Annotated in this window: 18 protein-coding genes; 11 read left to right on the forward strand and 7 right to left on the reverse strand. The window is 63.6% G+C overall.

Annotated features, from left to right (window positions below; translation table 11 throughout):
- Nucleotides 1-101: 101 nt before the first annotated feature.
- From ACK41X_RS02160 to putA, 4 genes are all read right to left on the reverse strand, one after another.
- Nucleotides 102-710 (reverse strand): hypothetical protein, encoded by a 609-nt coding sequence (locus tag ACK41X_RS02160; protein ID WP_409718775.1) that lies wholly within the window; start codon nt 708-710, stop codon nt 102-104.
- A 200-nt stretch (nt 711-910) separates the two neighbouring features.
- On the reverse strand, nt 911-1,492 hold the full coding sequence (locus ACK41X_RS02165; protein WP_409718778.1) for a YqaA family protein: 582 nt from the start codon (nt 1,490-1,492) through the stop codon (nt 911-913).
- 46 nt (nt 1,493-1,538) lie between these two features.
- Nucleotides 1,539-1,943, reverse strand: coding sequence for a phosphoribosyl-ATP diphosphatase (gene hisE, locus ACK41X_RS02170; RefSeq protein WP_409718781.1), 405 nt, complete (start codon nt 1,941-1,943; stop codon nt 1,539-1,541).
- Between the two features lie 346 nt (nt 1,944-2,289).
- Entirely contained in the window at nt 2,290-5,397 is a 3,108-nt protein-coding gene (gene putA, locus ACK41X_RS02175) for a bifunctional proline dehydrogenase/L-glutamate gamma-semialdehyde dehydrogenase PutA (RefSeq protein WP_409718784.1), read from the reverse strand.
- Nucleotides 5,398-5,662: 265 nt separating this feature from the next.
- On the opposite strand from putA, the gene ACK41X_RS02180 reads away from it, so the two are divergent.
- The 3 genes from ACK41X_RS02180 to ACK41X_RS02190 are packed head-to-tail and all read left to right on the forward strand — an operon-like array spanning nt 5,663 to nt 8,313.
- Nucleotides 5,663-6,691: an ABC transporter substrate-binding protein gene (locus tag ACK41X_RS02180; RefSeq protein WP_409718787.1), complete on the forward strand. Its 1,029-nt coding sequence runs from the start codon at nt 5,663-5,665 to the stop codon at nt 6,689-6,691.
- Nucleotides 6,692-6,742: 51 nt separating this feature from the next.
- Complete coding sequence (locus tag ACK41X_RS02185; RefSeq protein ID WP_409718790.1) at nt 6,743-7,543, forward strand: ABC transporter ATP-binding protein; 801 nt, start codon at nt 6,743-6,745, stop codon at nt 7,541-7,543.
- Nucleotides 7,540-8,313: an ABC transporter permease gene (locus ACK41X_RS02190; RefSeq protein ID WP_409718793.1), complete on the forward strand. Its 774-nt coding sequence runs from the start codon at nt 7,540-7,542 to the stop codon at nt 8,311-8,313. Before ACK41X_RS02185 ends, ACK41X_RS02190 begins: the two co-directional genes overlap by 4 nt.
- 20 nt (nt 8,314-8,333) lie before the next feature.
- On the opposite strand, the gene ACK41X_RS02195 is transcribed toward ACK41X_RS02190, so the two are convergent.
- Nucleotides 8,334-9,245: a LysR family transcriptional regulator gene (locus ACK41X_RS02195; protein ID WP_409718796.1), complete on the reverse strand. Its 912-nt coding sequence runs from the start codon at nt 9,243-9,245 to the stop codon at nt 8,334-8,336.
- 221 nt (nt 9,246-9,466) lie between these two features.
- Between ACK41X_RS02195 and ACK41X_RS02200 the strand changes: the two genes are divergently transcribed.
- The gene (locus ACK41X_RS02200) at nt 9,467-11,254 is read left to right on the forward strand and encodes a glucan ABC transporter ATP-binding protein/ permease (RefSeq protein WP_409718799.1); all 1,788 of its coding nucleotides are present in this window, start codon (nt 9,467-9,469) and stop codon (nt 11,252-11,254) included.
- 92 nt (nt 11,255-11,346) lie between these two features.
- Here ACK41X_RS02200 and ACK41X_RS02205 read toward each other — a convergent pair whose 3' ends face one another.
- Nucleotides 11,347-12,513, reverse strand: coding sequence for an acetyl-CoA acetyltransferase (locus ACK41X_RS02205; protein WP_409718802.1), 1,167 nt, complete (start codon nt 12,511-12,513; stop codon nt 11,347-11,349).
- 192 nt (nt 12,514-12,705) lie between these two features.
- On the opposite strand from ACK41X_RS02205, the gene ACK41X_RS02210 reads away from it, so the two are divergent.
- From ACK41X_RS02210 to ACK41X_RS02225, 4 genes are all read left to right on the forward strand, one after another.
- A complete protein-coding gene (locus ACK41X_RS02210) occupies nt 12,706-14,100 on the forward strand; it encodes a serine hydrolase (RefSeq protein WP_409718805.1) in 1,395 nt (464 codons plus the stop codon).
- Nucleotides 14,097-15,269 carry a CobW family GTP-binding protein gene (locus ACK41X_RS02215; RefSeq protein ID WP_409718808.1) on the forward strand — a complete coding sequence of 391 codons (1,173 nt, stop codon included), beginning with the start codon at nt 14,097-14,099 and terminating at the stop codon, nt 15,267-15,269. Before ACK41X_RS02210 ends, ACK41X_RS02215 begins: the two co-directional genes overlap by 4 nt.
- A 136-nt stretch (nt 15,270-15,405) precedes the next feature.
- Nucleotides 15,406-17,199 (forward strand): long-chain-acyl-CoA synthetase, encoded by a 1,794-nt coding sequence (locus tag ACK41X_RS02220; RefSeq protein WP_409718811.1) that lies wholly within the window; start codon nt 15,406-15,408, stop codon nt 17,197-17,199.
- Between the two features lie 121 nt (nt 17,200-17,320).
- Nucleotides 17,321-17,869 (forward strand): DUF924 family protein, encoded by a 549-nt coding sequence (locus ACK41X_RS02225; protein WP_409718814.1) that lies wholly within the window; start codon nt 17,321-17,323, stop codon nt 17,867-17,869.
- Between the two features lie 14 nt (nt 17,870-17,883).
- Here ACK41X_RS02225 and ACK41X_RS02230 read toward each other — a convergent pair whose 3' ends face one another.
- The gene (locus tag ACK41X_RS02230) at nt 17,884-18,459 is read right to left on the reverse strand and encodes a MarR family winged helix-turn-helix transcriptional regulator (RefSeq protein ID WP_409718817.1); all 576 of its coding nucleotides are present in this window, start codon (nt 18,457-18,459) and stop codon (nt 17,884-17,886) included.
- A 532-nt stretch (nt 18,460-18,991) separates the two neighbouring features.
- On the opposite strand from ACK41X_RS02230, the gene ACK41X_RS02235 reads away from it, so the two are divergent.
- The 3 genes from ACK41X_RS02235 (at nt 18,992) to ACK41X_RS02245 (ending at nt 22,532) form a co-directional block, all read left to right on the forward strand.
- A complete protein-coding gene (locus ACK41X_RS02235) occupies nt 18,992-19,759 on the forward strand; it encodes a thermonuclease family protein (protein ID WP_409718820.1) in 768 nt (255 codons plus the stop codon).
- Nucleotides 19,760-19,842: 83 nt separating this feature from the next.
- Nucleotides 19,843-21,258 carry a M48 family metalloprotease gene (locus tag ACK41X_RS02240; protein WP_409718822.1) on the forward strand — a complete coding sequence of 472 codons (1,416 nt, stop codon included), beginning with the start codon at nt 19,843-19,845 and terminating at the stop codon, nt 21,256-21,258.
- 119 nt (nt 21,259-21,377) lie between these two features.
- Entirely contained in the window at nt 21,378-22,532 is a 1,155-nt protein-coding gene (locus ACK41X_RS02245; protein ID WP_409718825.1) for a helix-turn-helix transcriptional regulator, read from the forward strand.
- The last annotated feature ends 66 nt before the right edge of the window (nt 22,533-22,598 follow it).

The raw sequence follows: 22,598 nt of genomic DNA on the forward strand, positions 1-22,598 counted from the left end.
GGTAATCCTCCCGGCAGCAGGCATGCACGCGGCTTGACCCGCGCATCCACATTTTTCGCTTTGGATGGATTGCCGGGTCAAGCCCGGCACCAGCAGTGCAATTACTGGCAGGCAGCCTTGATCACCACCGTCTCGGTACGGCAATCGCGTTCGTTGCGTGCAAGCAGCGCACGGGCCGGGCATTTGCGGGTCGTGGTGATGTCGGCGCTCTTGCCGGTGTTGAAGCCCTTGGCCTTACAGATCACTTCGGCCGCCGCCTGGCAGTCCGGCGACCCGTTCGGCGCCACTTCGCAGACCTGGCGTCCCTCGATCATGCGCGTGTTGGCGAGACTCTTGAAGGCTTCGGCCGCCTCCTTCTGGCGCGCCGCGGCTTCCCGCGCAGCCTTTTCGGTGCGCTGGTTCAGCTCGCGCCAGCGCGCGTTATTCTCCTCGACGCTCGCCCTGAACTTGGCATTGCCCTCATCGGCCTTGGCCTTGAAGTCGCGCGCCGACTTGTCGAACCAGCGGCCGAGCGCATCGAAAAAGCCCTCCGGCTTGGCCCGCTGTTCCTCGACACGGTCCTGCGGCTGGGGCAAGGCGTCCGGCGGTGACGGGACGTGTTGCGCCTGCGGTTCCGGGAAGGGAGCCGCCTGAGGCTGTTGCGCCGGGGCGGGCGCGGCAATCCCCGCAGCAGGCTGCGGCGCCTGCGCGAACGCCGGCTGAACCAGCATCCATGCTGCGACAGAAGCGGCTATGCAACCGCTCGAAACGAATTTCCCTGCCGGTCGAAAACTGGCCATTGCGCGATCCAAAACGTCCCCAAGTCTCGGATGCCGGTATGAACTTACGATAACACACCGAAACAACGTCGCCGAGCGGACTTCTGCAATGGAGGGATGGCGAAAATGAGGAGCTTCGCCGCGACGGTCCGTCAGAACCGGTACATGGCGAAAGCCAGTCCCGCCACCCCCAGGACGGCGGCGATCGCGGTCAGCAGTTCCAGCCGCTGTTCGATCATCGCGCGCGCGCGGTCGCCATAGCGATGCAGCAGGAAGGCGACGAGGTAAAAGCGCGCGCCACGCGCAATGATCGAGAAAACGACGAAAAGCACCAAATTATACCCGGCGAACCCGGATGTGATGGTGATGAGCTTGTAAGGGATCGGCGTGAACCCCGCGAGCAGGATGATCCAGGCACCCCATCTCGTATACTGACCGACAAAGACCTCGACCTTGTCACTGAGGCCATAGGCAGAGATCACCCATTGCCCGACGGAATCGAACAGCAACGCTCCGATCGCGTAGCCGAACACCGCGCCCGCGACCGAGGTCCAGGTGCAGATGAAGGCATAGACATAGGCCCGGTTCGGCCGCGCCAGCGACATCGGGATCAGCATGGCGTCCGGCGGAATCGGAAAAAACGAGCTCTCGATGAAGGAAACGATGCCCATGATCCAGGCCGCGGCCGGGCGATAGGCTGCCGCCACGCACCAGTCATACATCCGGCGGATCATGCGCGTCCTGTCGGTAAAACCGCCGCGGTCGCGGCAAGGGGCCGGATCAATAGCCCGAACGGCGCCGCTTGGGAATGCGCCGGGCTTCCAGGGCAACGACTTTGCGGCCGGCCGGCGCAGCCGCCGCCTGCGGCGGCATATCCTTGGGCGGCTTTTCCGCAATCCCCAGCAGGCGCTCGCGCCGGTCCATTTCGGCAAAGACGTCCTGCGGCCGGATCCCGGCATCGGCCCAGAGTACGACCAGGTGATACAGGAGATCGGCGCTCTCCCGCACCACGGCCTCGCGGTTGCCGCGCATGGCGTCGACCACGACCTCGACCGCCTCTTCCGCCATTTTCTTGGCGATCTTGGAGCGGCCCGAGCGGATCAGCCGCGCGGTGCGCGACAGATGCGGATCGCCCTTCTGCAGGGCGACCACCGACTTGTGCAGCCGCTCGAGCGAATCACTCATGACGCAACCATATCCTCAAACTGATTCATGATGCGTGAACGAAATGTGCGGGACGGCAGTCCGAAGAGGGCGCAAAAAAGCCCGGCAGAGGCACAGCCGGGCCTTTCAGTTGAAATGTCCGGCTTTGTCCCGCCGGTTTACGAGCCACGCACAGCGCCGGAATGCGCATTTCCGGATCGCGCGGTCGAATGAATGCGGCTTCATTCGCGGCCATCCGCGTCACCGCTGTGCTTCTGTTATCGGACATGGTGACAAGATGTGCCGCTGTCAGACCCGCGCGCGATTATGTTTTTGTAATGCAGCGGTCATGATTCCTTAATGAAGCGCCAAGCCCGGCCTTCCGACATCATTCCTCGACTGCAAACAGGCTCGCATTGCCGCCGGACGCCGCGGTGTTGACCGTCACCACCTGCTCGGTCGCAAAACGCCGCAGATAATTCGGGCCGCCGGCCTTGGGGCCGGTGCCCGACAACCGTGTGCCGCCGAACGGCTGAGTGCCGACAACGGCACCGACCATGTTGCGGTTCACATAGACATTGCCATTGGCGAGCCTGTTCGCGATCTCGGTCACACGCGCGTCGATGCGCGAATGGATGCCGAGCGTCAGGCCGGTGCCGTTGCCCGCGATCTCATCGAGCAGTTGATGCAGTTCGTGCGCCCGGAACCGAACCACATGCAGAATTGGGCCAAACACCTCCTCCTGCAGGTCGGACGCGCGTTGCAGTTCGATGATGGTTGGCGGCACGAACAGGCCGCGTGCGGGCAATGCGCGATCCCTGTCCCAGCGATAGCGGATGCGGCTTTCGTGCTTTGCGATCCAGCCGTCCAGCCGGTTCTTGGATTCCTTATCGATCACGGGGCCGACATGGGTCGCAGGATCGCGCGGATCGCCGAGTGTCAGCGTCGCCGCAGCGCCTGCCACCATCTCGAAAATGCGGTCGGCGACATGCTCCTGCACGCAGAGCAGCCGCAACGCCGAGCAGCGCTGTCCCGCCGAACGGAAGACCGAGCCGATGACATCGTCCGTCACCTGCTCGGGCAAGGCCGTTGCATCGACGATCATCGCATTGACGCCGCCGGTTTCGGCGATGAACGGCACGATAGGACCATCTTTCGCTGCCAGCGCGCGATTGATGAGGCGGCCGACCTCGGTCGATCCGGTGAAGGCGACGCCCGCCACCCGCGCATCCGCAACCAGCGCAGCCCCGATCCGGCCGTCGCCCAGAACGAGATGCAGCGCCGCATGAGGCACGCCGGCCTCATGCAACAGCCGCACCGTCTGATAGGCGATCAGCGGAGTCTGCTCGGCGGGCTTTGCCACCACCGTATTTCCCGCGACAAGAGCCGCCGTGACCTGCCCGAGGAAGATCGCGAGCGGAAAATTCCATGGCGCGATGCAAACGAAAACGCCGCGGCCGCGAGTGCGCAATTCGTTCGACTCGCCGGTCGGGCCCGGCATCATCTGCGGCACAAGCGAACGACGGGCCTGCGCGGCATAGTAACGGCAATAGTCGATGGCCTCGCGCCATTCCGCGATACAATCGTCGAGCGTCTTGCCGCCTTCGGTTTGCAGCAGCGCGATGAAATCGCCGCGGCGCTGTTCGATGAGATCGCCGGCGCGGTCGAGAATGCGGGCGCGTTCCTCGACCGGCATCGTCGACCAATGCGCAAAGCCCTTCTGCGCCGCAGCCATGGCCCCGCCCGCAACCGCCTCGTCGGCGTCGAAGACATCGCCGACGGTTTCGCCGGTCGCAGGCGACCGTACCGCACGCTTCATGCCCCCGATCGCCTTGCCATTGACGATCGACTGCACCGCGCGGACCGGCTTCGCCGCCGCGATGTCCTGCAGCAATTCGCCCAAGGCGGCAGCATCGCCGAATTCCACGCCCGGCGAATTCCTGCGCTCGGGCGCATAGAGATCGCGCGGCAGCGGGATTTTGGAATGCCTGGCATACGCAACGCTCGCAATCCATCGCCGCGGCCGCATCAGCACCGTCTCGACGGGGATGTTCGGATCGGCCGACACCGACACGAACGAAGTATTGGCGCCATTCTCCAGCAAGCGACGCACCAGATAGGCGAGCAGGTCGCGATGCCCGCCGACCGGCGCATAGACCCGGCAATCGGCCCCCGGATAATCCGCCCGTAATGCGTCGTAGAGCTCGACGCCCATGCCGTGCAGGCGCTGGAATTCGTAATCGGCGACGCCGCCCGCCTGTTCGATCACGCTGGCAACGGTTAGCGCGTTGTGGGTGGCGAATTGCGGATAGAGCCGCGGCCGCGCATTCAAGAGCTGCGTGACGCAATCCATGTAGCAGAGATCGGTCATGGCCTTGCGGGTGAAGACCGGATAATCGGCAAGGCCGCGTTCCTGCGCGCGCTTGACCTCGGTGTCCCAATAGGCGCCCTTGACCAAACGCACCATCAGACGGCGCGACAGCGCCTCCGCCGCATCGCGGAGCCAGGCGATCACCGCGCCTGCACGCTTCTGATAGGCCTGGACCGCGAGCCCGAAGCCGTCCCATCGCGCGAGCGATGGATCGCGCAGCACATCGCCGATCACGTGAAGCGACAATTCCAGCCGGTCGGCCTCTTCAGCATCGACAGTGAATGGCAGTTCGAAGGCCTTGGCCTTGCGGGCCAGCTCGAGAAGCCGCGGCCCGAGTTCGCGGATCACGCGATCCTGCGAAACCGCCTCGTAGCGCGGATGCAGCGCCGAGAGCTTCACCGATATGCCGGGCCGCTCGTGCAGCAGCGGCGCATTTGACGATTTTCCGATGGCCTCGATCGCGTCCGCGTAGGAACTGAAATAGCGCTCCGCATCCGCGTCGGTGCGCGCGCCCTCGCCCAGCATGTCGAAGGAGTAACGGCTTTCCGGATCGGAGGCCGCGCGCGCCAGCGCCTCCGCGATGGTCTGACCATGAACAAAATGCGAGCCGAGGAGCCGCATCGCCTGCCGGGTGGCGAGCCGCAAAGCCGGCAGCCCGACCCGCCGCGTCAGGCTCTCGATGATATTTTCCGGGGTCTGTCCCGGCGTGATCAGCCGCGCCGAGACGCCGAGGGTCCAGGCCGATGCCGACACCAGGAGTGTGTCGGCATGGTCCGGATGCGACCAGTCCCGGCCTGTCAGCTTGTCCTCGATCAGCCGATCGGTTGTCGCAGCGTCCGGCACCCGCAGCAGCGCCTCGGCCAGCACCATGAGGGCGAGGCCTTCCTGCGTCGATAATGAATAGGCGTGCAGGAAGTCGTCGATGCCGCCGAGCCCGCCTGCATGAGACCGGATCGCCTCGATCAGCCGCCTCGCTCCGGCATCGATCCTTTGCTCCGCCTCCGGCGAAGGCTGGTGGGAGAGGAAGCGGCGCGCAAAATCCTCGTCCGGAGGCGCATAGGGCGCGCGGAAGACGGGCAGGTCGCCCGATCCGGCAGCAGTTTCCGTCCGGCCGCCATCAGACATCCTATCAGCCCTCCGCCGATCCTTCATGTAGGAGAGTTAACGCGGCCAGACATCATCGTCATTTGCAGCCTGCCCGCCAATTCGGCACGATATGCCAAGCTCCTGTGCAGGGAGAGTGTGCCGCACCCTCCTCACTTGCTCTTTCCGGCGGCATATTCTTTGCTGATGAGGGAACGATCGAGACCGGCCAAAAGGCGTCTCCCAGAGGTGCAAGCGATACGCCCCGGCAGGGCCGGTGGCGGCAAGACGGGAAAGGATACAGAAAATGCGTAAGGTTGAGGATGCGATCAGGCGGAGCGGCATCGTCGCGGCCGCCATTATGGCGCTGGCCTGCGGGACGGCCTCCGCGCAGACGCCAGTCAAGTTCACGCTGGACTGGAAGTTCGAGGGACCGGCCGCGCCGTTCCTCGTCGCCGCCGACAAGGGCTATTACAAAGCCGAAGGTCTGGACGTGACCATCGACACCGCGGGCGGCTCGCTCGAACCGCTGAACCGCATTGCCTCCGGCACCTACGACATCGGCTTCGGCGACATTAATTCCCTGATCAAGTTCCGCGACGCCAATCCGAATGTGCCGATCAAGGCCATCTTCATGGTCTACAACAAGCCGCCCTTCGCCATCGTCGGCCGCAAGAGCCGCGGTGTGACGAATCCGAAAGACCTTGAAGGCAAAAAGCTCGGCGCACCGGCCCCGGACGGCGCGTTCGCGCAGTGGAAAATCTTCACCCAGGCCAACGGCATCGACCCGTCGAAGGTCACGATCGAGAATGTCGGCTTCCCGGTGCGCGAACCGATGCTGGCTGCCGGACAGGTCGATGCCATCACCGGCTTCTCGTTCTCGTCCTACATCAACCTGAAGGACCGCGGCGTTCCGGCCGACGACATTTCCGTGATCCTGATGGCCGACCATGGCGTCAACCTTTACGGCAACGCGATCATCGTGAACCCGAAATTCGCCGCCGAGAAGCCCGAAGTCGTCAAGAAATTCCTGAACGCCTTCCTGAAAGGTCTGAAGGATACCGTGAAGTCGCCGGAAACGGCCGTGGACTCCGTGATCAAGCGCAATGACGTGGCCAAAAAGCCGGTCGAGCTCGAACGCCTGCAGATGGCGCTGCGCGACAACATCCTGACCCCGGAAGTGAAGGCCAACGGCTTCGGCGGCGTCGACATGGACAGGCTCAACAAGTCGATCGAGCAGATCGCGATCACCTACGACTTCAAGAATCCGAAGCCGAAGGGCGACGCCATCTTCGATCCCTCATTCCTGCCCCCAGCTGCTGACCGCAAGCTGTAAACCGGCTTTGCCGGTTCATTGATGACGGACGGCTTGGGGGAGCCAACGGGTATGACGGAGCCAGGCTTCGTATCGCTGAATGGCGTCAGTCACCGCTATGGCGGGATCAATGCCGGTCCCGATGGCGTCCTTGCCGTCGAGGATCTCACCATCAACATCAACCGCGGCGAATTTGCCGCGGTTGTCGGCCCATCGGGCTGCGGCAAGTCCACATTGATGAAGCTTGCCACGGGCCTGCAATTTCCCTTCGCGGGTCATGTCCGCGTCGCAGGCGAAGACGTCACCAAGCCGGTCAAGATTGCCGGCATGGCGTTTCAGGCACCGACGCTCTTGCCCTGGCGCACCACGCTCGACAACCTGCTGCTGCCGCTCGAAATCGTGCGGCCGCACCGCAGCGAAATCCGCCGCAACAAAGCGCAATATGTCGAGCGCGCCGAGAAGCTTCTGGCGTCGGTCGGGCTCGGCGGCTTCGGCAGCAAATATCCCTGGCAATTGTCCGGCGGCATGCAGCAGCGCACCTCGCTGTGCCGCGCGCTCATTCACGAACCGCAGCTTCTGATGCTCGACGAGCCCTTCGGCGCGCTCGACGCCTTCACCCGCGAGGAGTTGTGGTGCGTGATCCGCGACCTGCACGCGGCCCGCGGCATCACCGTGGTCCTCGTCACGCATGACCTCCGCGAAGCGGTGTTCCTTGCCGACCGCATTTTCGTGATGTCGCAGCGGCCGGGCCGCATTCTGATTGAGCGGGAGGTCGAATTCCCGCGGCCGCGCGATCTGGAGATCACCTATACCAAGGAATTCCAGGACATCGTCCACGACCTGCGCGGACATATCCATCAGGCGCGCCAATGAACTCATCCAGGGCATTCGTTAGACTGGCGCCGTGGGCCTTCACCGTCGCCTTGTTTCTGATCTGGGAAATCGTCTGCCGCGCCTTCAAGATTCCGGAATTTTTCCTGCCGCCGCCGACTGCCGTATTCAAGGCCACCTACGACTACTGGCCGGCGATCGTCCGCAATTCCTGGATCACGCTCGAAGCCACCATGATCGGCTTTCTGCTGGCGGTCGGCTTCGGCCTCTTGCTTGGCCTCGTGATCGGCTGGTCGCGCACCATCTATGCCGGGCTCTACCCCTTGATGATCGGCTTCAATGCCATTCCGAAAGTCGCGGTGGTGCCGATCCTGGTGCTGTGGTTCGGCATCGGCTTCATCCCGGCAGTGCTGACTGCCTTCCTGATCTCGTTCTTCCCGATCGTGGTCAATGTCGCGACCGGCCTTGCCACCATCGAGCCCGAACTTGAGGACGTGCTGAAGGCGCTCGGCGCCTCCAAGCTCGACATCATGCGCAAAGTCGGCATTCCGCGCTCGCTGCCCTATTTCTTCGGCTCGCTGAAGGTTGCGATCACGCTCGCCTTCGTCGGCACCGTGGTGTCGGAAAGCGTCGCCTCCAACAATGGCATCGGCAACCTGATGCTGCAGGCGCAGGCGCAGTTCAACGTACCGCTGATTTTTGCCGGCCTCCTCGCGCTCGCGGTGCTCGGCATCGTGATGTACTGGGTCATGGCAGTGCTGGAGCAGCGCATGACCGGCTGGGCGCAGCGCTCGGGCTTCGCGCAGAACTGAGTCCCGGTGGGCGGCTTAGTCTAAAACTGGCCGAACGCAATCTCCGGATTGAACGGCAGGCACTCCATGCGATTGCGCTTTTGGCCCAGCAATTCGTAAATCGCGTCCGCAAGTTGCTCCAGTTGCGGCGGCGCTTTGGTATCGCTGAGATAGATTCCGCAATGCAGGCCGCCGATCGGCGGCAGCGGCGCATCCTCCCAGATTTCCAATCCCCAGGCCTCGGCGCGGCTGCGCGCCAGCGCAGCGACGCCCAGTCCGTATTTCACGGCCGAAACCACACTGGCCTCGCTGGAGCCGACAAACATCACCTCATAACTGCGCTGCGCACGCATCAGCGAGGCGATCATGGCGCGGTGAATAGCCCACATTTCCCCCAGGGAGACAAGAGGCACTGGAGCTTCGGGGTCGTATTCGAGGCAGGAACTGCGCACCCAGACGGTGGGTTCGACCCAGTGATGACGTGCATCGAGATCGATGCCGGTTTCGGAGAGCCCGACCATCAGGTTGAGATCGCCCTGCCGCAAATCGCGCACCATCGCGTCAAAGCGGTCGCTGCGCACGGCAATGCGAATGTCAGGGTGCTGGAGCCTGAAATCGGCCAACACGCGAGGCAGATACGGCGCCGCAAAGTCGCCCGGCACGCCGATGCGCAGCGATCGCGAGGCGATGCGCGGCGCCGACAGATCGACGATCTGATCGTTGATGCTCAGCAGTCGGCGGGCATGATTGACCACAAGCGCGCCCGACGACGTCAGGCTGACCCCCGGCGCGCTCTTGTCGAATAGTTCGCAATCCAGCAGCGTCTGCAGCCGCTTGATCTGCGCGCTGACCGCAGGCTGCGTGACACCGAGCGAATGCGCAGCACGGGTGAACGATCGCAGATCGACGACTGCGACCAGTGTACGCAGCAATTCGGTAGGAACGTTGATCATTCGTGTTCTGCTTCAGCGCGTCTTGTTTCTTCTTTCCTGTGGGATCTGCCCACGCCACGAGTATTACGGGGATCACATGTAGTTTTCTATAGATTATTAGAATTCTAAACTAGATTTGATCGACCGCGGCCCGGGAAGAGAATTGGGCGAAGCGGTATTTCGGTAACGCGCCGCTGGCGCATTTGGTTGTAGCTACGGTCGGTCCCGGTCCCTGGTTTCAGATGACGCTCCTTCGCCTCTACGGTCGCGTGCTTGCCCTGCTCGGCCCGGAGGCGCGGCTGGGCTGGTTTCTGGCTTTCGCCAATCTGGCGCTATCGGCCGCGATGTTCGCCGAGCCGGTGCTGTTCGGCCGCATCATCGACACGCTGGCCGGCTCGCAAAAGGCAGACGCGGCGCCGCTGACATTCGCGGCATTGCTGCCGCTGCTCGGCGCCTGGGCCGGCTTCGGTCTCTTCACCATCGTCTGCGGGGTATTCATCGCGCTGCATGCCGACCGGCTGTCGCACCGGCGGCGGCAGGCGGTGCTGACCGACTATTTCGAGCACGTCATGCAATTGCCGCTGGCCTATCACGGCGGCTCGCATTCCGGGCGTCTGATGAAAGTGATGCTGACCGGCACCGACTCGCTCTGGGGGCTGTGGCTGTCCTTCTTCCGCGAAAACCTCGCTGCCATCGTCTCGCTCATCATTTTGATGCCGCTGTCGCTTTACCTGAACTGGCGGCTCGCGATCCTGCTGATTGTCCTGTGTTCGGTCTTCGCCATCCTGACCACCTTTGTCCTGCGCAAGACCGGAGAACTGCAGGCGTCGGTCGAGAAGTATTATTCGGACCTCGCCGAGCGCGCATCCGATGCGCTCGGCAATGTCGCGCTGGTGCAAAGCTTCGCACGTATCGAAGCCGAGGTGATGGGGTTGCGCATGGTGGTCGAGAGGCTGCTCGGCGCGCAGATGCCGGTGCTGTCATGGTGGGCGATCGTGACGGTGCTGACCCGCGCCTCGACCACGATCACACTGCTCGCGATTTTCCTCGTCGGCACCTGGCTGTTCTTCCAGGGACTCACCACCATCGGCGAGATCGTGATGTTCATGAGCTTCGCCACCATGCTGGTCGGGCGGCTCGAACAGGTCGCGGGCTTTATCAACAGCGTGTTCATGGTGGCCCCGCGCCTGCAGGAATTCTTCGACGTGCTCGATACCGTTCCGGCAGTCCGCGATGCCCCGCATGCGGTCGATCCCGGCCGTCTGACCGGTCAGGTATCGTTCGAGGACGTCTCGTTCTCCTATGACGGCAAACGCCCCGCCATCGCCGATCTGACCTTCACCGCACAGCCCGGCGAGGTGATCGCGCTGGTCGGCCCGACCGGAGCCGGCAAGACCACCGCGCTCGCGCTTCTGCATCGCGTATTCGATCCGCAATCCGGCAGGATAGCGATCGACGGTATCGACCTGCGCGAGATGAAGCTCGCCGCGCTCCGGCGAAATATCGGCGTGGTGTTTCAGGAGGTGCTGCTGTTCAACCGCTCGATCCGCGAGAACCTCACCGCCGGCAAGCCCGACGCCACCGACGAAGAGATGATCGAGGCGCTGAAACGCGCGCAGGCCTTCGACTTCGTCGAGCGCAATCCGGACAAACTCAACGCCATCGTCGGCGAACGCGGCCGTTTCCTTTCCGGCGGCGAGCGCCAGCGGCTGTCGATCGCCCGCGCGCTCCTGAAGAATCCGCCGATCCTGATCCTCGATGAGGCCACCTCGGCGCTCGATGCCGCGACCGAAATCAAGGTGCAGGCTGCCCTCGACGAGGTGATGAAGGACCGCACCACCTTCGTGATCGCGCACAGGCTCGCGACCATCCGCAACGCCACACGCATTCTGGTGTTCCGCGACGGGCGGGTGATCGAACGCGGCAGTTTCGACGAATTGGTGGCGCGCGGCGGCGCTTTCGAAGAGCTGGCGCGCTCGCAGTTTCTGGTGGCGGAGAAGAAGCCGGAAGCCGAAGACGCGGCGGAGTAGCAAGCACTTCTATTTTGGTCGTCCCCCGCGAAGGCGGGACCAACCACCGCTCTGGAAGACAGGCCCCTGCCTTCGCGTGGGCAACGACGTTACTACCTGATCCGTTCCAGAATGCTGACGTAGTTCGCCACCGCGGCACCGCCCATGTTGAAGATGCCGCCGAGTTTGGCATTCTTCACCTGAATGTCGCCTGCCGTTCCGAGCAGCTGCATCGCCGTCAGCGCATGCATTGAGACGCCGGTCGCGCCGATCGGATGGCCCTTCGCCTTAAGGCCGCCTGACGGATTGACCGGCAGCTTTCCGTCCCTCTGCGTCAGCCCTTCCGTCATCGCACGGGCCCCCTGACCCTCAGGTACCAGTCCCATTGCCTCGTATTCGATCAGCTCGGCGATGGTGAAACAGTCATGGGTCTCGACGAAGGACAGGTCGGTGAGCTTAACCCCGGACTGCGCCAGAGCCTGCTTCCAGGCCAGCGCGCAGCCTTCGAATTTCAGAATGTCGCGCTTCGCCATCGGCAGGAAATCCTGCACATGCTGCGCGGCGCGGAAGGCCACCGCCTTGCCAAGCCGGAGCGCGGTTTCGACATCGGCCAGGACGATCGCAGCCGCGCCATCGGAGACGAGCGAGCAATCGGTGCGCTTGAGCGGACCTGCGACAAAGGGGTTTTTCTCGCTCTCGGTCCGGCAAAATTCGAAGCCGAGATCCTTGCGCAGTTGTGCGTAAGGATTGCCGACGCCGTTCTTGTGATTTTTCGCCGCGATCATCGCGAGCGCGTCGGACTGGTCGCCGTATTTCTGGAAATACAGCCCCGCGATCTTGCCGAAAATGCCGGCAAAGCCGCCCTCGATATCGGCCTCGTCGCGCACATAGGACGCCTTGAGGAGGTTCCGGCCGATCTCGGGGCCGGGCGTCTTGGTCATTTGCTCGACACCGACCACCAGCACGATGCGCGCCACGCGCGCGGCGATGCTTTTCAGCCCCTGATGGACCGCGGCCGATCCGGTGGCACAGGCGTTCTCGACCCGCGTGGCGCGCTTGAAGCGCAAGTACGGCGAAGCCTGCAGCACGAGCGAGGCGGTGAAGTCCTGCGCCGAGAAGCCCGCATTGAAATGACCGAGCACGATCTCGTCCACCTCATTGGGTTCGAGACCGGCATCGGCCAGCGCATCGGTGGCCACGCGCACGATCAGACTTTCGACGGATTCGGCATCGAGTTTCCCGAACGGGCTGTGGGAAAGGCCAACGATACAGGCGGTCATGATCGGTCCCCGGATGACTTGGCCGAACTTTGGTCGCTTTCTTGTTCAATGTGCAAGCATGCGGTAGCAAAAAACCGCGCGATTCCACCGCGCTCGCTTTTGCGTTCCGGTATCGGCCGGGCGTAAAACGTCTTGAAATCATCGCCTTAGGTTCCGTTTCGAGGGGCCGAACCAGCAACCGGACCGCAGCTCGTGATTTTTGGAAATTCGGCCCTGTTCCGCTCCGCGTCGCTCGCATTTGCCCTTATCGCCGGTGCGGCCGTCATGTTTCCGGCGGACCGCGCAGCCGCGCAGGCGATGCTGCTCGTCGAGGCCGATACCGGCCGGGTTTTGCATGCCGAGAATGCCACCCATCCCTGGTATCCGGCATCCGTCACCAAGGTGATGACCGCTTATGTGACGCTCAAGGCGGTCAAGGCCGGGCGGCTTTCGCTTGATACGCTTCTGACGGTGTCGCCAAACGCCGCCGCGCAAGCACCAACCAAGATGGGATTCAAGCCGGGCTCGAAAATCACGGTCGATAACGCCATAAAGACCATTATGGTGAAATCGGCAAACGACATGTCGGTGACGCTGGCCGAAGGCGTATCCGGGTCTGTCGAAGCCTTCGCCGAGGAAATGAACCGCGCCGCGGCGCGGCTCGGCATGACGCAGACGACCTATGTCAATCCGAACGGCCTGCCGGCCGAAGGGCAAGTGACCTCCGCCCGCGATCAGGCGATTCTGGCGCGCGCGCTCTACCGCGAGCTTCCGGAATTCGACTATTACTGGAACATCTCGGCGATCCGCTACGGCAAGCGGGTCATGCGCAATTACAACACCCTGCTCGGCCGCTATCCGGGAACCGACGGGCTGAAGACCGGCTTCATCTGCGCCTCCGGTTTCAACGTGGTGGTGACCGCCAAGCGCAACGGCCGCCGGCTGATCGCGGTGATGCTCGGTGCGCCGTCGGGCGGCGTGCGCGCGGTTAAGGTCGCGCAAATGCTGGAACGCGGTTTTTCGACCGGCGGCTTCTCGTGGCTGACGCCATCCATGGGGACGGTGGATATGTTGCGCCCGATCGAGGCAGCGCCGCCGAACCTGCGCGACGAGATTTGCGGCAAGAAGCGCAAGCGCCCGGCACGCGAATCCGAGGACTTTGAGGACGAAGCCGAAGCCGCATTGCCGCCCGGCATGGATGCGAATTCGCCGCAGGCGATCATGCTGTCGAGCCTGCACCTGGCCAATACCAAGCCGTCGGCGCTGCTCGGCGATTACAATCCGCCCGGCCCGACGGTCGAGGTGTTCCTTGGCGCAACCCGGGGCTCGGTGCCCGCGCAGGAGCCCGCGACGGCGGCCAAGCGGTCGAAGTCGAAAAAGACCGCGACCACCAAGCCCGCAGCACCGGCCGCGGCAGCGGCGCCTGCACAAGCGGCCGCCACCCCTGCAGCACCGGCCGCAGCCAGGCCTTCGAAGTCGGCGCCACAAGCCTTTCCGAAACCCATCGGCGATGCGCCGAAACAGGCGGCGAACAAAAAGCCGGCGCCGCGGCCCAACCCCACCGCCGAGGCGACGGCCAAGCCGGCGGCAAAGCCAGCGACCCGGTGACCGCGTCCGACCATCCGGCCCGCCGTCCGCCGCCGCCGGTTCCGCTGACGCTGCTTACCGGGTTTCTCGGCGCCGGCAAGACCACGCTGCTCAACCGCCTGCTGCGCGATCCCGGCCTCAGCGATACCGCCGTGCTCATCAACGAGTTCGGCGAGATCGCGCTGGATCATCTTCTGGTCGAGAAGATCGACGGCGACATGGTGGTGCTGTCGAGCGGCTGCCTATGCTGCAACCTGCGCGGCGATCTCATCACCGCCCTCGAAAAACTGCTGCGCAATCTCGATAATGGCCGCGCCTCGTTCAAGCGCGTGATCGTGGAGACCACCGGCCTCGCCGATCCCGCGCCGCTCTTGCAGACCCTGATGCAGCATCCCTATCTCGTGATGCGGTTCCGGCTCGACGGCGTGGTGACGCTGGTCGATGCGGTGAATGGCGCGGACACGCTCGACCATCATCCCGAGGCGGTGAAGCAGGCCGCGGTTGCCGACCGCATTGTGCTGACCAAGACCGATCTGCTGGCAACGCCGGATGGTGCGGCAAAGCGCGAGGCCCTGGTCGCGCGCCTGCGCAAACTCAATCCGGCGGCTCCGATCGTCGATGCCGCAGCCGGCGAGGCCACGCCGGAGGCACTGTTCGGCTGCGGGCTCTACGATCCGGCGCGCAAAATCCCGGATGTCTCGCGCTGGCTCGCCGACGAGGCCATCGCCGCGGCGCATGCGCAGCAGCACCGTCATGGCGGCCACGATCATGACCATCACGATGATCGCCATCACGATGTGAACCGCCACGACGACCGGGTGCGCGCCTTCACGCTCGCGACCGAACGCGCCATCCCGGCCGCGATGCTCGATCTGTTCCTGGAATTGCTGCGTTCCAGTCACGGGCCGAAGCTCCTGCGCATGAAGGCGATCGTGAAGATCGAGGAAACGCCGGACCGGCCCATGGTGCTGCATGGCGTGCAGCATGTGCTGCATCCGGCAACGCAGCTTGCGGACTGGCCGGACGCAGACCGGCGCACCCGCATGGTGTTCATCGTCCGCGACCTTGAGCCGAAGGTGGTGGAGGAGTTGTTCGACGCCTTTCTCGGCTACACCATGCCGGACCGGCCGGACGTCGCCGCGTTGACGGATAACCCGCTTGTGCCGTTCGGCGGCCGCGATCATCGCTGAGGTTGCATTGCGTTGCAGCGCAGCAGGTTGACCAGCCGCGGAGAGCCAACGCGGCTCGCGAGCAACCGTTAACCACCTCTTGAAACCGGCTGGCGACTCTTCAATGGTAGCGTTGTCGCCCGTCGGAGCCGGGGCCATGGGGTTCTTCAGCCAGCTAAAGGGCGATCTGGTTTTTCTGCGCGGCGTGCTGCGTGCACTGCGCATGACCACGCATATCGCGAGAAATCCCAACCGCATTTTTCCCAATGTGATCGAGGAGCTTGCCGCGCGTCATGGCGACGCACCCGCACTGCTCTCCCCGCGCGAAACGTTCAGTTACCGTCAACTGTTCGACCGGTCCAACCGCTATTCGCGCTGGGCGCGCGGCGAGACGATCGGCAAGGGCGACACCATCTGCCTTCTGATGCCGAACCGGCCGGAATTTATGGCGGTCTGGCTCGGCATCACCCGCGTCGGCGGCGTCACCGCGCTGCTCAACACCAATCTGATCGGGCATTCGCTCGCGCATTGCATCGACATCGTGTCGCCAAAACATATCGTGGTGGCCGCGGAAATGATGGGCCAATTCGAGAGCATCCGGCCGCTGCTGAAATCCGCCCCGAAACTATGGGTGCATGGCGATGCCGCAGGCCGCGAGCGCATCGACCACGCGGTGGAAAGGCTTTCCGGCGAGCCGCTTGCTGCATCGGAGCGGCCGGCGCTGACCATCGAAGACCCCGCGCTCTACATCTACACCTCCGGCACCACCGGCCTGCCCAAGGCGGCGAATGTCAACCACTACCGCGTCATGCTGGCCTGTTTCGGCTTTGCCGGCGTGATGGGCACAAAGACATCCGACCGCAACTATGTCTGCCTGCCGATGTATCACACCGCGGGCGGACTCTGCGCCATCGGCTCGCTGCTGGTGGCGGGCGGCTCGGTCTATATCCGCGAACGCTTTTCGGTGCGCGAGTTCTGGGACGACATCGTCAACAACGATTGCACGATGATGCAGTATATCGGCGAATTGTGCCGCTACCTCGTCAACGCGCCTCCCAATCCCAACGAGACAAAGCACAAGCTCAGGCTCGCCTGCGGCAACGGGCTGCGGCCCGACATCTGGGACGAGTTCAAGGCCCGCTTTCGCATTCCCCTGATTCTCGAATTCTACGCTGCGACCGAGGGCAACGTGCTGATGTTCAATTTCGAAGGCAAGACGGGCGCGGTCGGCCGGCTGCCATGGTTCCTCGAACACCGCTTTCCAACGGCGCTCGTCAAATTCGATGTCGAGACCGGGGAGCCCCTCCGCAACGCCGAAGGGTTTTGTATTCCGTGCGCGCCGAACGAGGCGGGCGAGGCAATCGGCAAGATCGTCAACGACGCCAACAAGCCCGGCAACCGTTTCGAAGGCTATGCGCGGGCCGAGGATACCGAGAAGAAAATTCTGCGCCATGTGTTCGCGCCGAACGATATCTGGTTCCGCACCGGCGACCTGATGCGCAAGGACGAGAACGGCTATTTCTATTTCGTCGACCGGATCGGCGACACCTTCCGCTGGAAGGGCGAAAACGTATCGACCTCCGAGGTCGCCGAAGCCATCAACCGGTTTCCCGGCATCCAGGATACCAATGTCTATGGCGTGACTGTTCCGGGGCGCGAAGGCCGCGCCGGCATGGCCGCAATCGTCTGCGACGATTGCGATCTCGCGGCGCTGGCGCGGCATCTTCAGGATTCGCTGCCCGACTATGCGCGGCCGGTATTCCTGCGCATCCGCAAGGATCTCGACATGACCGCGACCTTCAAGCAGCGCAAGATCGACCTGGTGAAGCAGGGCTACGATCCGGACATCATCGGCGATCCGCTGTATTTCTTCGATCCGGCGGTCAAGGCGTTCGTGCTGCTGGACCGGGCGCTCTATCGGGACATCCAGTCCGGGCGCGCCCGTGTGTAGGTTTCCCGCATGGACTTTCCACTCGCCCGCGCCAGAAGTGGCGGCCTATAACCATCGCTCAGGAATAGCGTTCCCCGCTTGCGCGGGGACGACACGAGTGTTCGCATCAGATTGAGGTTCGATGTCCGACTTAAAATCCGCCGCCGAGGTGCTCGCCTTCTGGAAGGAGGCCGGCCCCGACAAGTGGTACAAGAAGGACGAGGCCTTCGACCGCGCGATCCGCGACAATTTCCTCGCCACCTACGAAGCGGCCGCAGAGAGCCGCCTGTCCTCATGGGAAAAAGAGCCCGATACTGCGCTCGCGCTGATCATCGTGCTCGATCAGTTTCCACGCAACATGTTCCGCGGCAGCGCGCGCGCATGGGTGGCCGACCCGCTTGCACGTGAGGTCGCCGGTCGCGCCATCTCACAGGGCTCCGATAAAGCCGTCGACAGGACGCTGCGCGTCTTTTTCTATCTTCCGTTCATGCATTCGGAGCAGCTTGCCGATCAGGACTATTGCGTCGAGCTGTGCCGTGCGCTCGGCAACGAGGACAATCTGAAATACGCGGAGATCCATCGCGACGTGATAAAGCGCTTCGGTCGCTTCCCGCATCGCAATACAGTTCTCGGGCGAGAGACCACACCGGACGAACGGGCGTTCCTCGCGAGCGGCGGCTTCGCGGGCTGACCGCTCAAACCGGCTCAGGCCGTCTGCTTTTGCTTCCGGACATTTGCAGTGGCGCGCTTCGGTAAGGGCGCGGCAAGCTTCGCGATGCGCGCAGCCGGTTGAGCCACCGGCCGACGCTCACGGCCACCTTCCCGCCGCCGCATGACAGCCAGGGAATACTGCTCAAGCTTGCGTAGCGACGCAAGGAGCGCCCGCTGTTCATCAGCGCTGAGGACGCTCAGCAACTCGACCTCCAGCTTGCCAGCCGCAGCCTCGATCTTTTCGTGTGCACGGCGCCCTTTGGCCGACAAGGTCAAAACCACTTTCCGCCGGTCGGTTTCGTCATGCTTGCGGCTGACAAAGCCGCGGTCCACCAGCGCATCGACCGCACGCGTGATCTTGTCGGGATCGAGACAGACCTTTGCGCCCAATTGACTGGCCGAGAGCGGACCGAAAAAAGCGATGGTCCGCATGATTTTCAAGTTGCCCACCGAAAGCGCGAGCTTGGTGTGAATCGACGCGAAGGCCCGGTCGAACAGCTTGGCCATCACCGAAAACAGGAAACTCACTTGTTCGTCAGGAGGCAAAGTCCGGGCTTTGGTCCTCTTCATCTATTGCCCCTCCCACGCGGCTTCTGTTTGTCATCGGTCGTAACCGCATTGGCGGCCTACAAACAATAACACCATGGTCGAGCAAAATATTTGGATTTTGCAAAGAAAGAAGCGCGGCGACGCAATCCCATCGCCGCGGCCAGCAATATACTGTATTCGTTTTGTGTGTTCTGGCTCGGATAAATGACTTCGGTCACTTTGGCCTGATGCTCGTGACCGCGAGTATCGCGTGTGGCGCGTGTGGCGCGTTCATCTTTTCAGCGCCGGGTCCGGCTTGCCAAGGGACTATGTCGTGGAGATCGCCGGTCGAAGAACCTGACGTCGATCAGGACACGATCAGGCAATACCGAACAAATACTACGGTGAAATCGGACGCACCATCGCGACAGGATCAACGCGCCGCTCAAGCTCGCGCCGCACGAGCCGCGCTGTCATCGACCCGACCTGATGCGGCATTTGCGCCTGCAATTTCGCCACGCGGACGGCGCAAAATTCACGCTGGCGCCGCAATCTCGCCTTTCGATTGCGGCCCATGATGGGGGAATCCAATGCCGGAGCCTTGGGGGGTGCCGCAGCCGTGCTGCTCGCGTTGCTGACAATTTCCCCTGCCTCCGCCGCCTGTGGCCAGTATAATCTCTCGCCCGGCGAAGTTACTGCAATCGAAGATAGCCGGACGTTACGGCTGGCCGATGGGCGAACGATCCGGCTCGCCGCGGTCGAGTGGACCGTTTCGCCGGATGTTGCGAAGGCTGCTCTGTCGGAACTCGCGCTGGGCCGCCCTGTGACGCTGAGATCGGCCCTCACATCGACCCCGGCACCGGACCGCTACGGCCGGATTCATGCTTTCGCTTTCGTTAGCGGCTCGGAAACTCCGGTCCAGTATACGTTGTTGGAGCGTGGGCTGGCGATCGCAGGATCGCGGACTGGCAACGAAAGCTGCCGACAGGCCCTGCTCCGGCGGGAAGGCGTGGCGCGGGCTTCGGGAAACTACCGGTTGCACCAGGCGAACGATCCGGAGGCGGTTCTGGCCGATCTCGGCCGTTTCGCGGTCGTCGAAGGGCGCGTTCTGTCGGTGCGCGAGAGCGGCGGGACGATCTATGTTAATTTCGGCCGGCGCTGGTCGGACGACTTTACCGTAACCATTGCCAGGCAGGACGAGACCGCCTTTAAATCCGCGGGATTGCTGCCCAAATCGCTCGCCGGGCGGACTGTCAGGGTGCGCGGGGTGATCGAGGAGCGGGCCGGCCCTTGGATCGAGGCCAGGACCGCTGACCAATTCGACTGGGACGGGCGGCGATGATTTGCCTTATCATGCGCTGCGGCGGCGAGAGAGGCATGGCTTTGCGCGGCGGACGGGGTTCTGGGCTGAGAGCGGCGGCATGCATGTCGCTTGCCCTGCTGCTCGCCGCCTGCTCAGGCGGCTCCTATCAGGCTGCCCGCCACATATCCCTGCCCGAACCGCCGGCCGACCGGCCCGAGGTGCTGACGCCGGCGCAACGCGAGCATCGCCGCATCCTGGCGGTCTATGGCGGAGCCTATTCGAATCCGCGGCTTGAGGACAAGCTCAACGCCACTGTGGAGAAGCTGGTCGCCGCCTCGGAACGTCCCGACCTTGCCTACAAGGTCACGATCCTGAATTCGTCTGCAGTCAACGCCTTCGCGCTGCCCACCGGCCAGCTTTACGTGACTCGCGGGCTGCTCGCGCTTGCCAACGACACCTCCGAGGTTGCCTCGGTTCTGTCGCACGAGATGGCCCATGTGATCGCACGCCATGCGGCGATCCGCGAGGACCAGATCCGTCAGGCTGCCCTGGTCAACCGCGTGGCGAGCGATGTCCTGGGCGATCCGCAATCCACCGCGCTGGCGCTGGCCAAATCCAAGATTGCGCTTGCAACTTTCTCGCGCGGCCAGGAATTTGAGGCCGACGGCATCGGCGTCGGGATTTCCGCCCGCGCAGGCTACGACCCATTCGGTGCGACCCGCTTCCTCACCGCGATGGGCCGCAACGCCGAATTGCGGGGCGGCTCCAAAGCCGATCCGCGCACCCAGGAATTCCTCTCCTCGCATCCGGCGACGCCCGAGCGCATCGCCAACGCCACCCTCAACGCCCGCCAGCATGCCACGCCGGGCGCCACCGCGCGTGCGCGCAACGAATATCTGCGGCTGCTGGACGGCGTGGTCTATGGCGAAGATCCGAGCGAAGGCTTCGTGCGCGGGCGAAGATTCCTCCATCCGAAACTGGGCTTTACCTTCACTGCGCCCGAGGGTTTCATGCTTGAGAACACGCCGCAGGCGGTGTTCGGGGTCAGAGACGGCGGCGAACTGGCACTGCGGCTCGACGTCGTGCGCATCCCCGCCGAACAGAAACTCACCGAATATCTTGCGGCCGGATGGATCGAGAATATCGACGCCACCTCGATCGAGGAGGTGACGATCAACGGCTTCCGCGGTGCCACGGCTACCGCCACGGGCCAGCCCTGGGGCTTCCGCCTTTACGCGATCCGCTTCGGCAGCGAGGTCTATCGCTTCATTTTTGCGGCCAAGAACAAGTCGGCCGAACTCGACCGGCAATTCCGGGAGAGCGTGGCGAGTTTCCGGCGCATGTCGAATGCCGAAATCCGCCGCGCGCGCCCGCTACGGATCAGGACTGTGACTGTCACGGCGCGCGACAGCGTGGAGAGTCTGGCCGCACGGATGGCGGTCCCTGACAAGGCGGTTGAGCGCTTCCGCGTGCTCAACGGGCTCGATGCGAACGAAGCGCCCCGCCCCGGCGATATGGTCAAGTTGATCGTGGAGTAAACCGGCGCCTCACTTCACGTCCCGGTTGCCTTTTTCACGGCAAGCTAGCAGACGGCCTCTCTTGCAATTCGCAAGATGGGTCGGTTAAATCGTGCGGTCCTGAGGCACGGCTTGCCAGCATGAGCCACACGCTAACCGAGTCCAATGTTGGCGACCGTTACGCTGCAGCCATTGATTCAATCTATGAAGCTGCGCTTGCTCCCGGCCAATGGCCGGCCGCCCTGCAGGCGATCGCTGACGTCTTCGGCGATGTCGGCGCGACCTTGACCTATCAGCGCAACGACGGCCGCTTCGGCGTGATCGTCTCGCCTTCTCTTGCCGCCGGCCAGGACGACTACAACCGGGAATGGCATAAGCTCGATATTCGCACGCAACGCTATCTCGAACGCCGCTATCTCAGCGGCGACACCGTGACCGATCGCGAACTCGGCCTCATCGACGCGCAGGAGACTCATCCGTTCTTCACCCAATTTCTGAAGTCATTTGGCCTACGCGATTTCGCCGCCATCAGCATTGCGCCCGATCCCGACATGTACGCAGCATTGTGTGTGCATCGCGCGATCGGAAAGGCTGAATTCGACGACGCGGAGCGTGCATTGCTGCTCCGGCTCGGCCGCCATGCCGAGAAGTCGTTGCGGCTTGGCCTGCGTTTGATCGAGGCGGAAGGCCGCAATTCCGGGCTCAGCGACCTTTTTGCGCGGTTGTCGATGGGCGTGATCCTGCTGGACAGGCTGGCGCATGTCGTGTTCGCAAACGAAATCGCGCAGGCCTTTCTCACCGATGCGCTTGCCATCGAGGCCAGCCGCCTTGTCGCCCGCGATCCCGCCTGCCGAATGGCGCTGGAGGCGGCATTGTCCGCAGCGGCACGACCGGCTGACGCGGACGCGTTCGGCTTACGCCCCGTAATGCTGTCGCGCAGCATCGCCAGTGCGGCCCCGCTTGCCGTCTATATCCTGCCGCTGCGCACGAAATTGCCGCCCAAACTCGAGCATTTTCTGGTGCGCAGCCAGTTCATCGTGCTGGCGGTGGAGGTGAAAGGCGGCGAGCCTGCGGACCCCTCATTGGTGCGCGATCTGCTCGGCCTCACACTCGGCGAGGCGCGGGTGGCGTCGCTCATCGCGACCGGCATGACGCCGCGCGAAGTGTCGCAGCGGCTCGACATTACCGAAGGCACCGCCCGCACCGTCCTCAAGCGCGTTTTTCATAAGGCAGGCGTCTCGCGGCAAAGCGAGCTTGCGGCGCTTTTGTCGCGCACCGTGGTCCGGAGGAGGTAACAGCGGCGCGTGCGACAAAAATGAAGCCCGGCGTCGCCGCCGGGCTTTGGACATTGCGATACCTGC

It is taken from the genome of Pseudorhodoplanes sp., from assembly GCF_046289595.1.
Taxonomy (GTDB): Bacteria; Pseudomonadota; Alphaproteobacteria; order Rhizobiales; family Xanthobacteraceae; genus Pseudorhodoplanes.

Coding starts and splice junctions, on each gene's coding strand:
- ACK41X_RS02160 (WP_409718775.1), bottom strand. CDS start 710: ATGCTGGTTCAGCCGGCGTTCGCGCAGGCGCCGCAGCCTGCTGCGGGG.
- ACK41X_RS02165 (WP_409718778.1), bottom strand. CDS start 1,492: ATGATCCGCCGGATGTATGACTGGTGCGTGGCGGCAGCCTATCGCCCG.
- hisE (WP_409718781.1), bottom strand. CDS start 1,943: ATGAGTGATTCGCTCGAGCGGCTGCACAAGTCGGTGGTCGCCCTGCAG.
- putA (WP_409718784.1), bottom strand. CDS start 5,397: ATGTCTGATGGCGGCCGGACGGAAACTGCTGCCGGATCGGGCGACCTG.
- ACK41X_RS02180 (WP_409718787.1), top strand. CDS start 5,663: ATGCGTAAGGTTGAGGATGCGATCAGGCGGAGCGGCATCGTCGCGGCC.
- ACK41X_RS02185 (WP_409718790.1), top strand. CDS start 6,743: ATGACGGAGCCAGGCTTCGTATCGCTGAATGGCGTCAGTCACCGCTAT.
- ACK41X_RS02190 (WP_409718793.1), top strand. CDS start 7,540: ATGAACTCATCCAGGGCATTCGTTAGACTGGCGCCGTGGGCCTTCACC.
- ACK41X_RS02195 (WP_409718796.1), bottom strand. CDS start 9,245: ATGATCAACGTTCCTACCGAATTGCTGCGTACACTGGTCGCAGTCGTC.
- ACK41X_RS02200 (WP_409718799.1), top strand. CDS start 9,467: ATGACGCTCCTTCGCCTCTACGGTCGCGTGCTTGCCCTGCTCGGCCCG.
- ACK41X_RS02205 (WP_409718802.1), bottom strand. CDS start 12,513: ATGACCGCCTGTATCGTTGGCCTTTCCCACAGCCCGTTCGGGAAACTC.
- ACK41X_RS02220 (WP_409718811.1), top strand. CDS start 15,406: ATGGGGTTCTTCAGCCAGCTAAAGGGCGATCTGGTTTTTCTGCGCGGC.
- ACK41X_RS02225 (WP_409718814.1), top strand. CDS start 17,321: ATGTCCGACTTAAAATCCGCCGCCGAGGTGCTCGCCTTCTGGAAGGAG.
- ACK41X_RS02230 (WP_409718817.1), bottom strand. CDS start 18,459: ATGAAGAGGACCAAAGCCCGGACTTTGCCTCCTGACGAACAAGTGAGT.
- ACK41X_RS02235 (WP_409718820.1), top strand. CDS start 18,992: ATGATGGGGGAATCCAATGCCGGAGCCTTGGGGGGTGCCGCAGCCGTG.
- ACK41X_RS02240 (WP_409718822.1), top strand. CDS start 19,843: ATGTCGCTTGCCCTGCTGCTCGCCGCCTGCTCAGGCGGCTCCTATCAG.
- ACK41X_RS02245 (WP_409718825.1), top strand. CDS start 21,378: ATGAGCCACACGCTAACCGAGTCCAATGTTGGCGACCGTTACGCTGCA.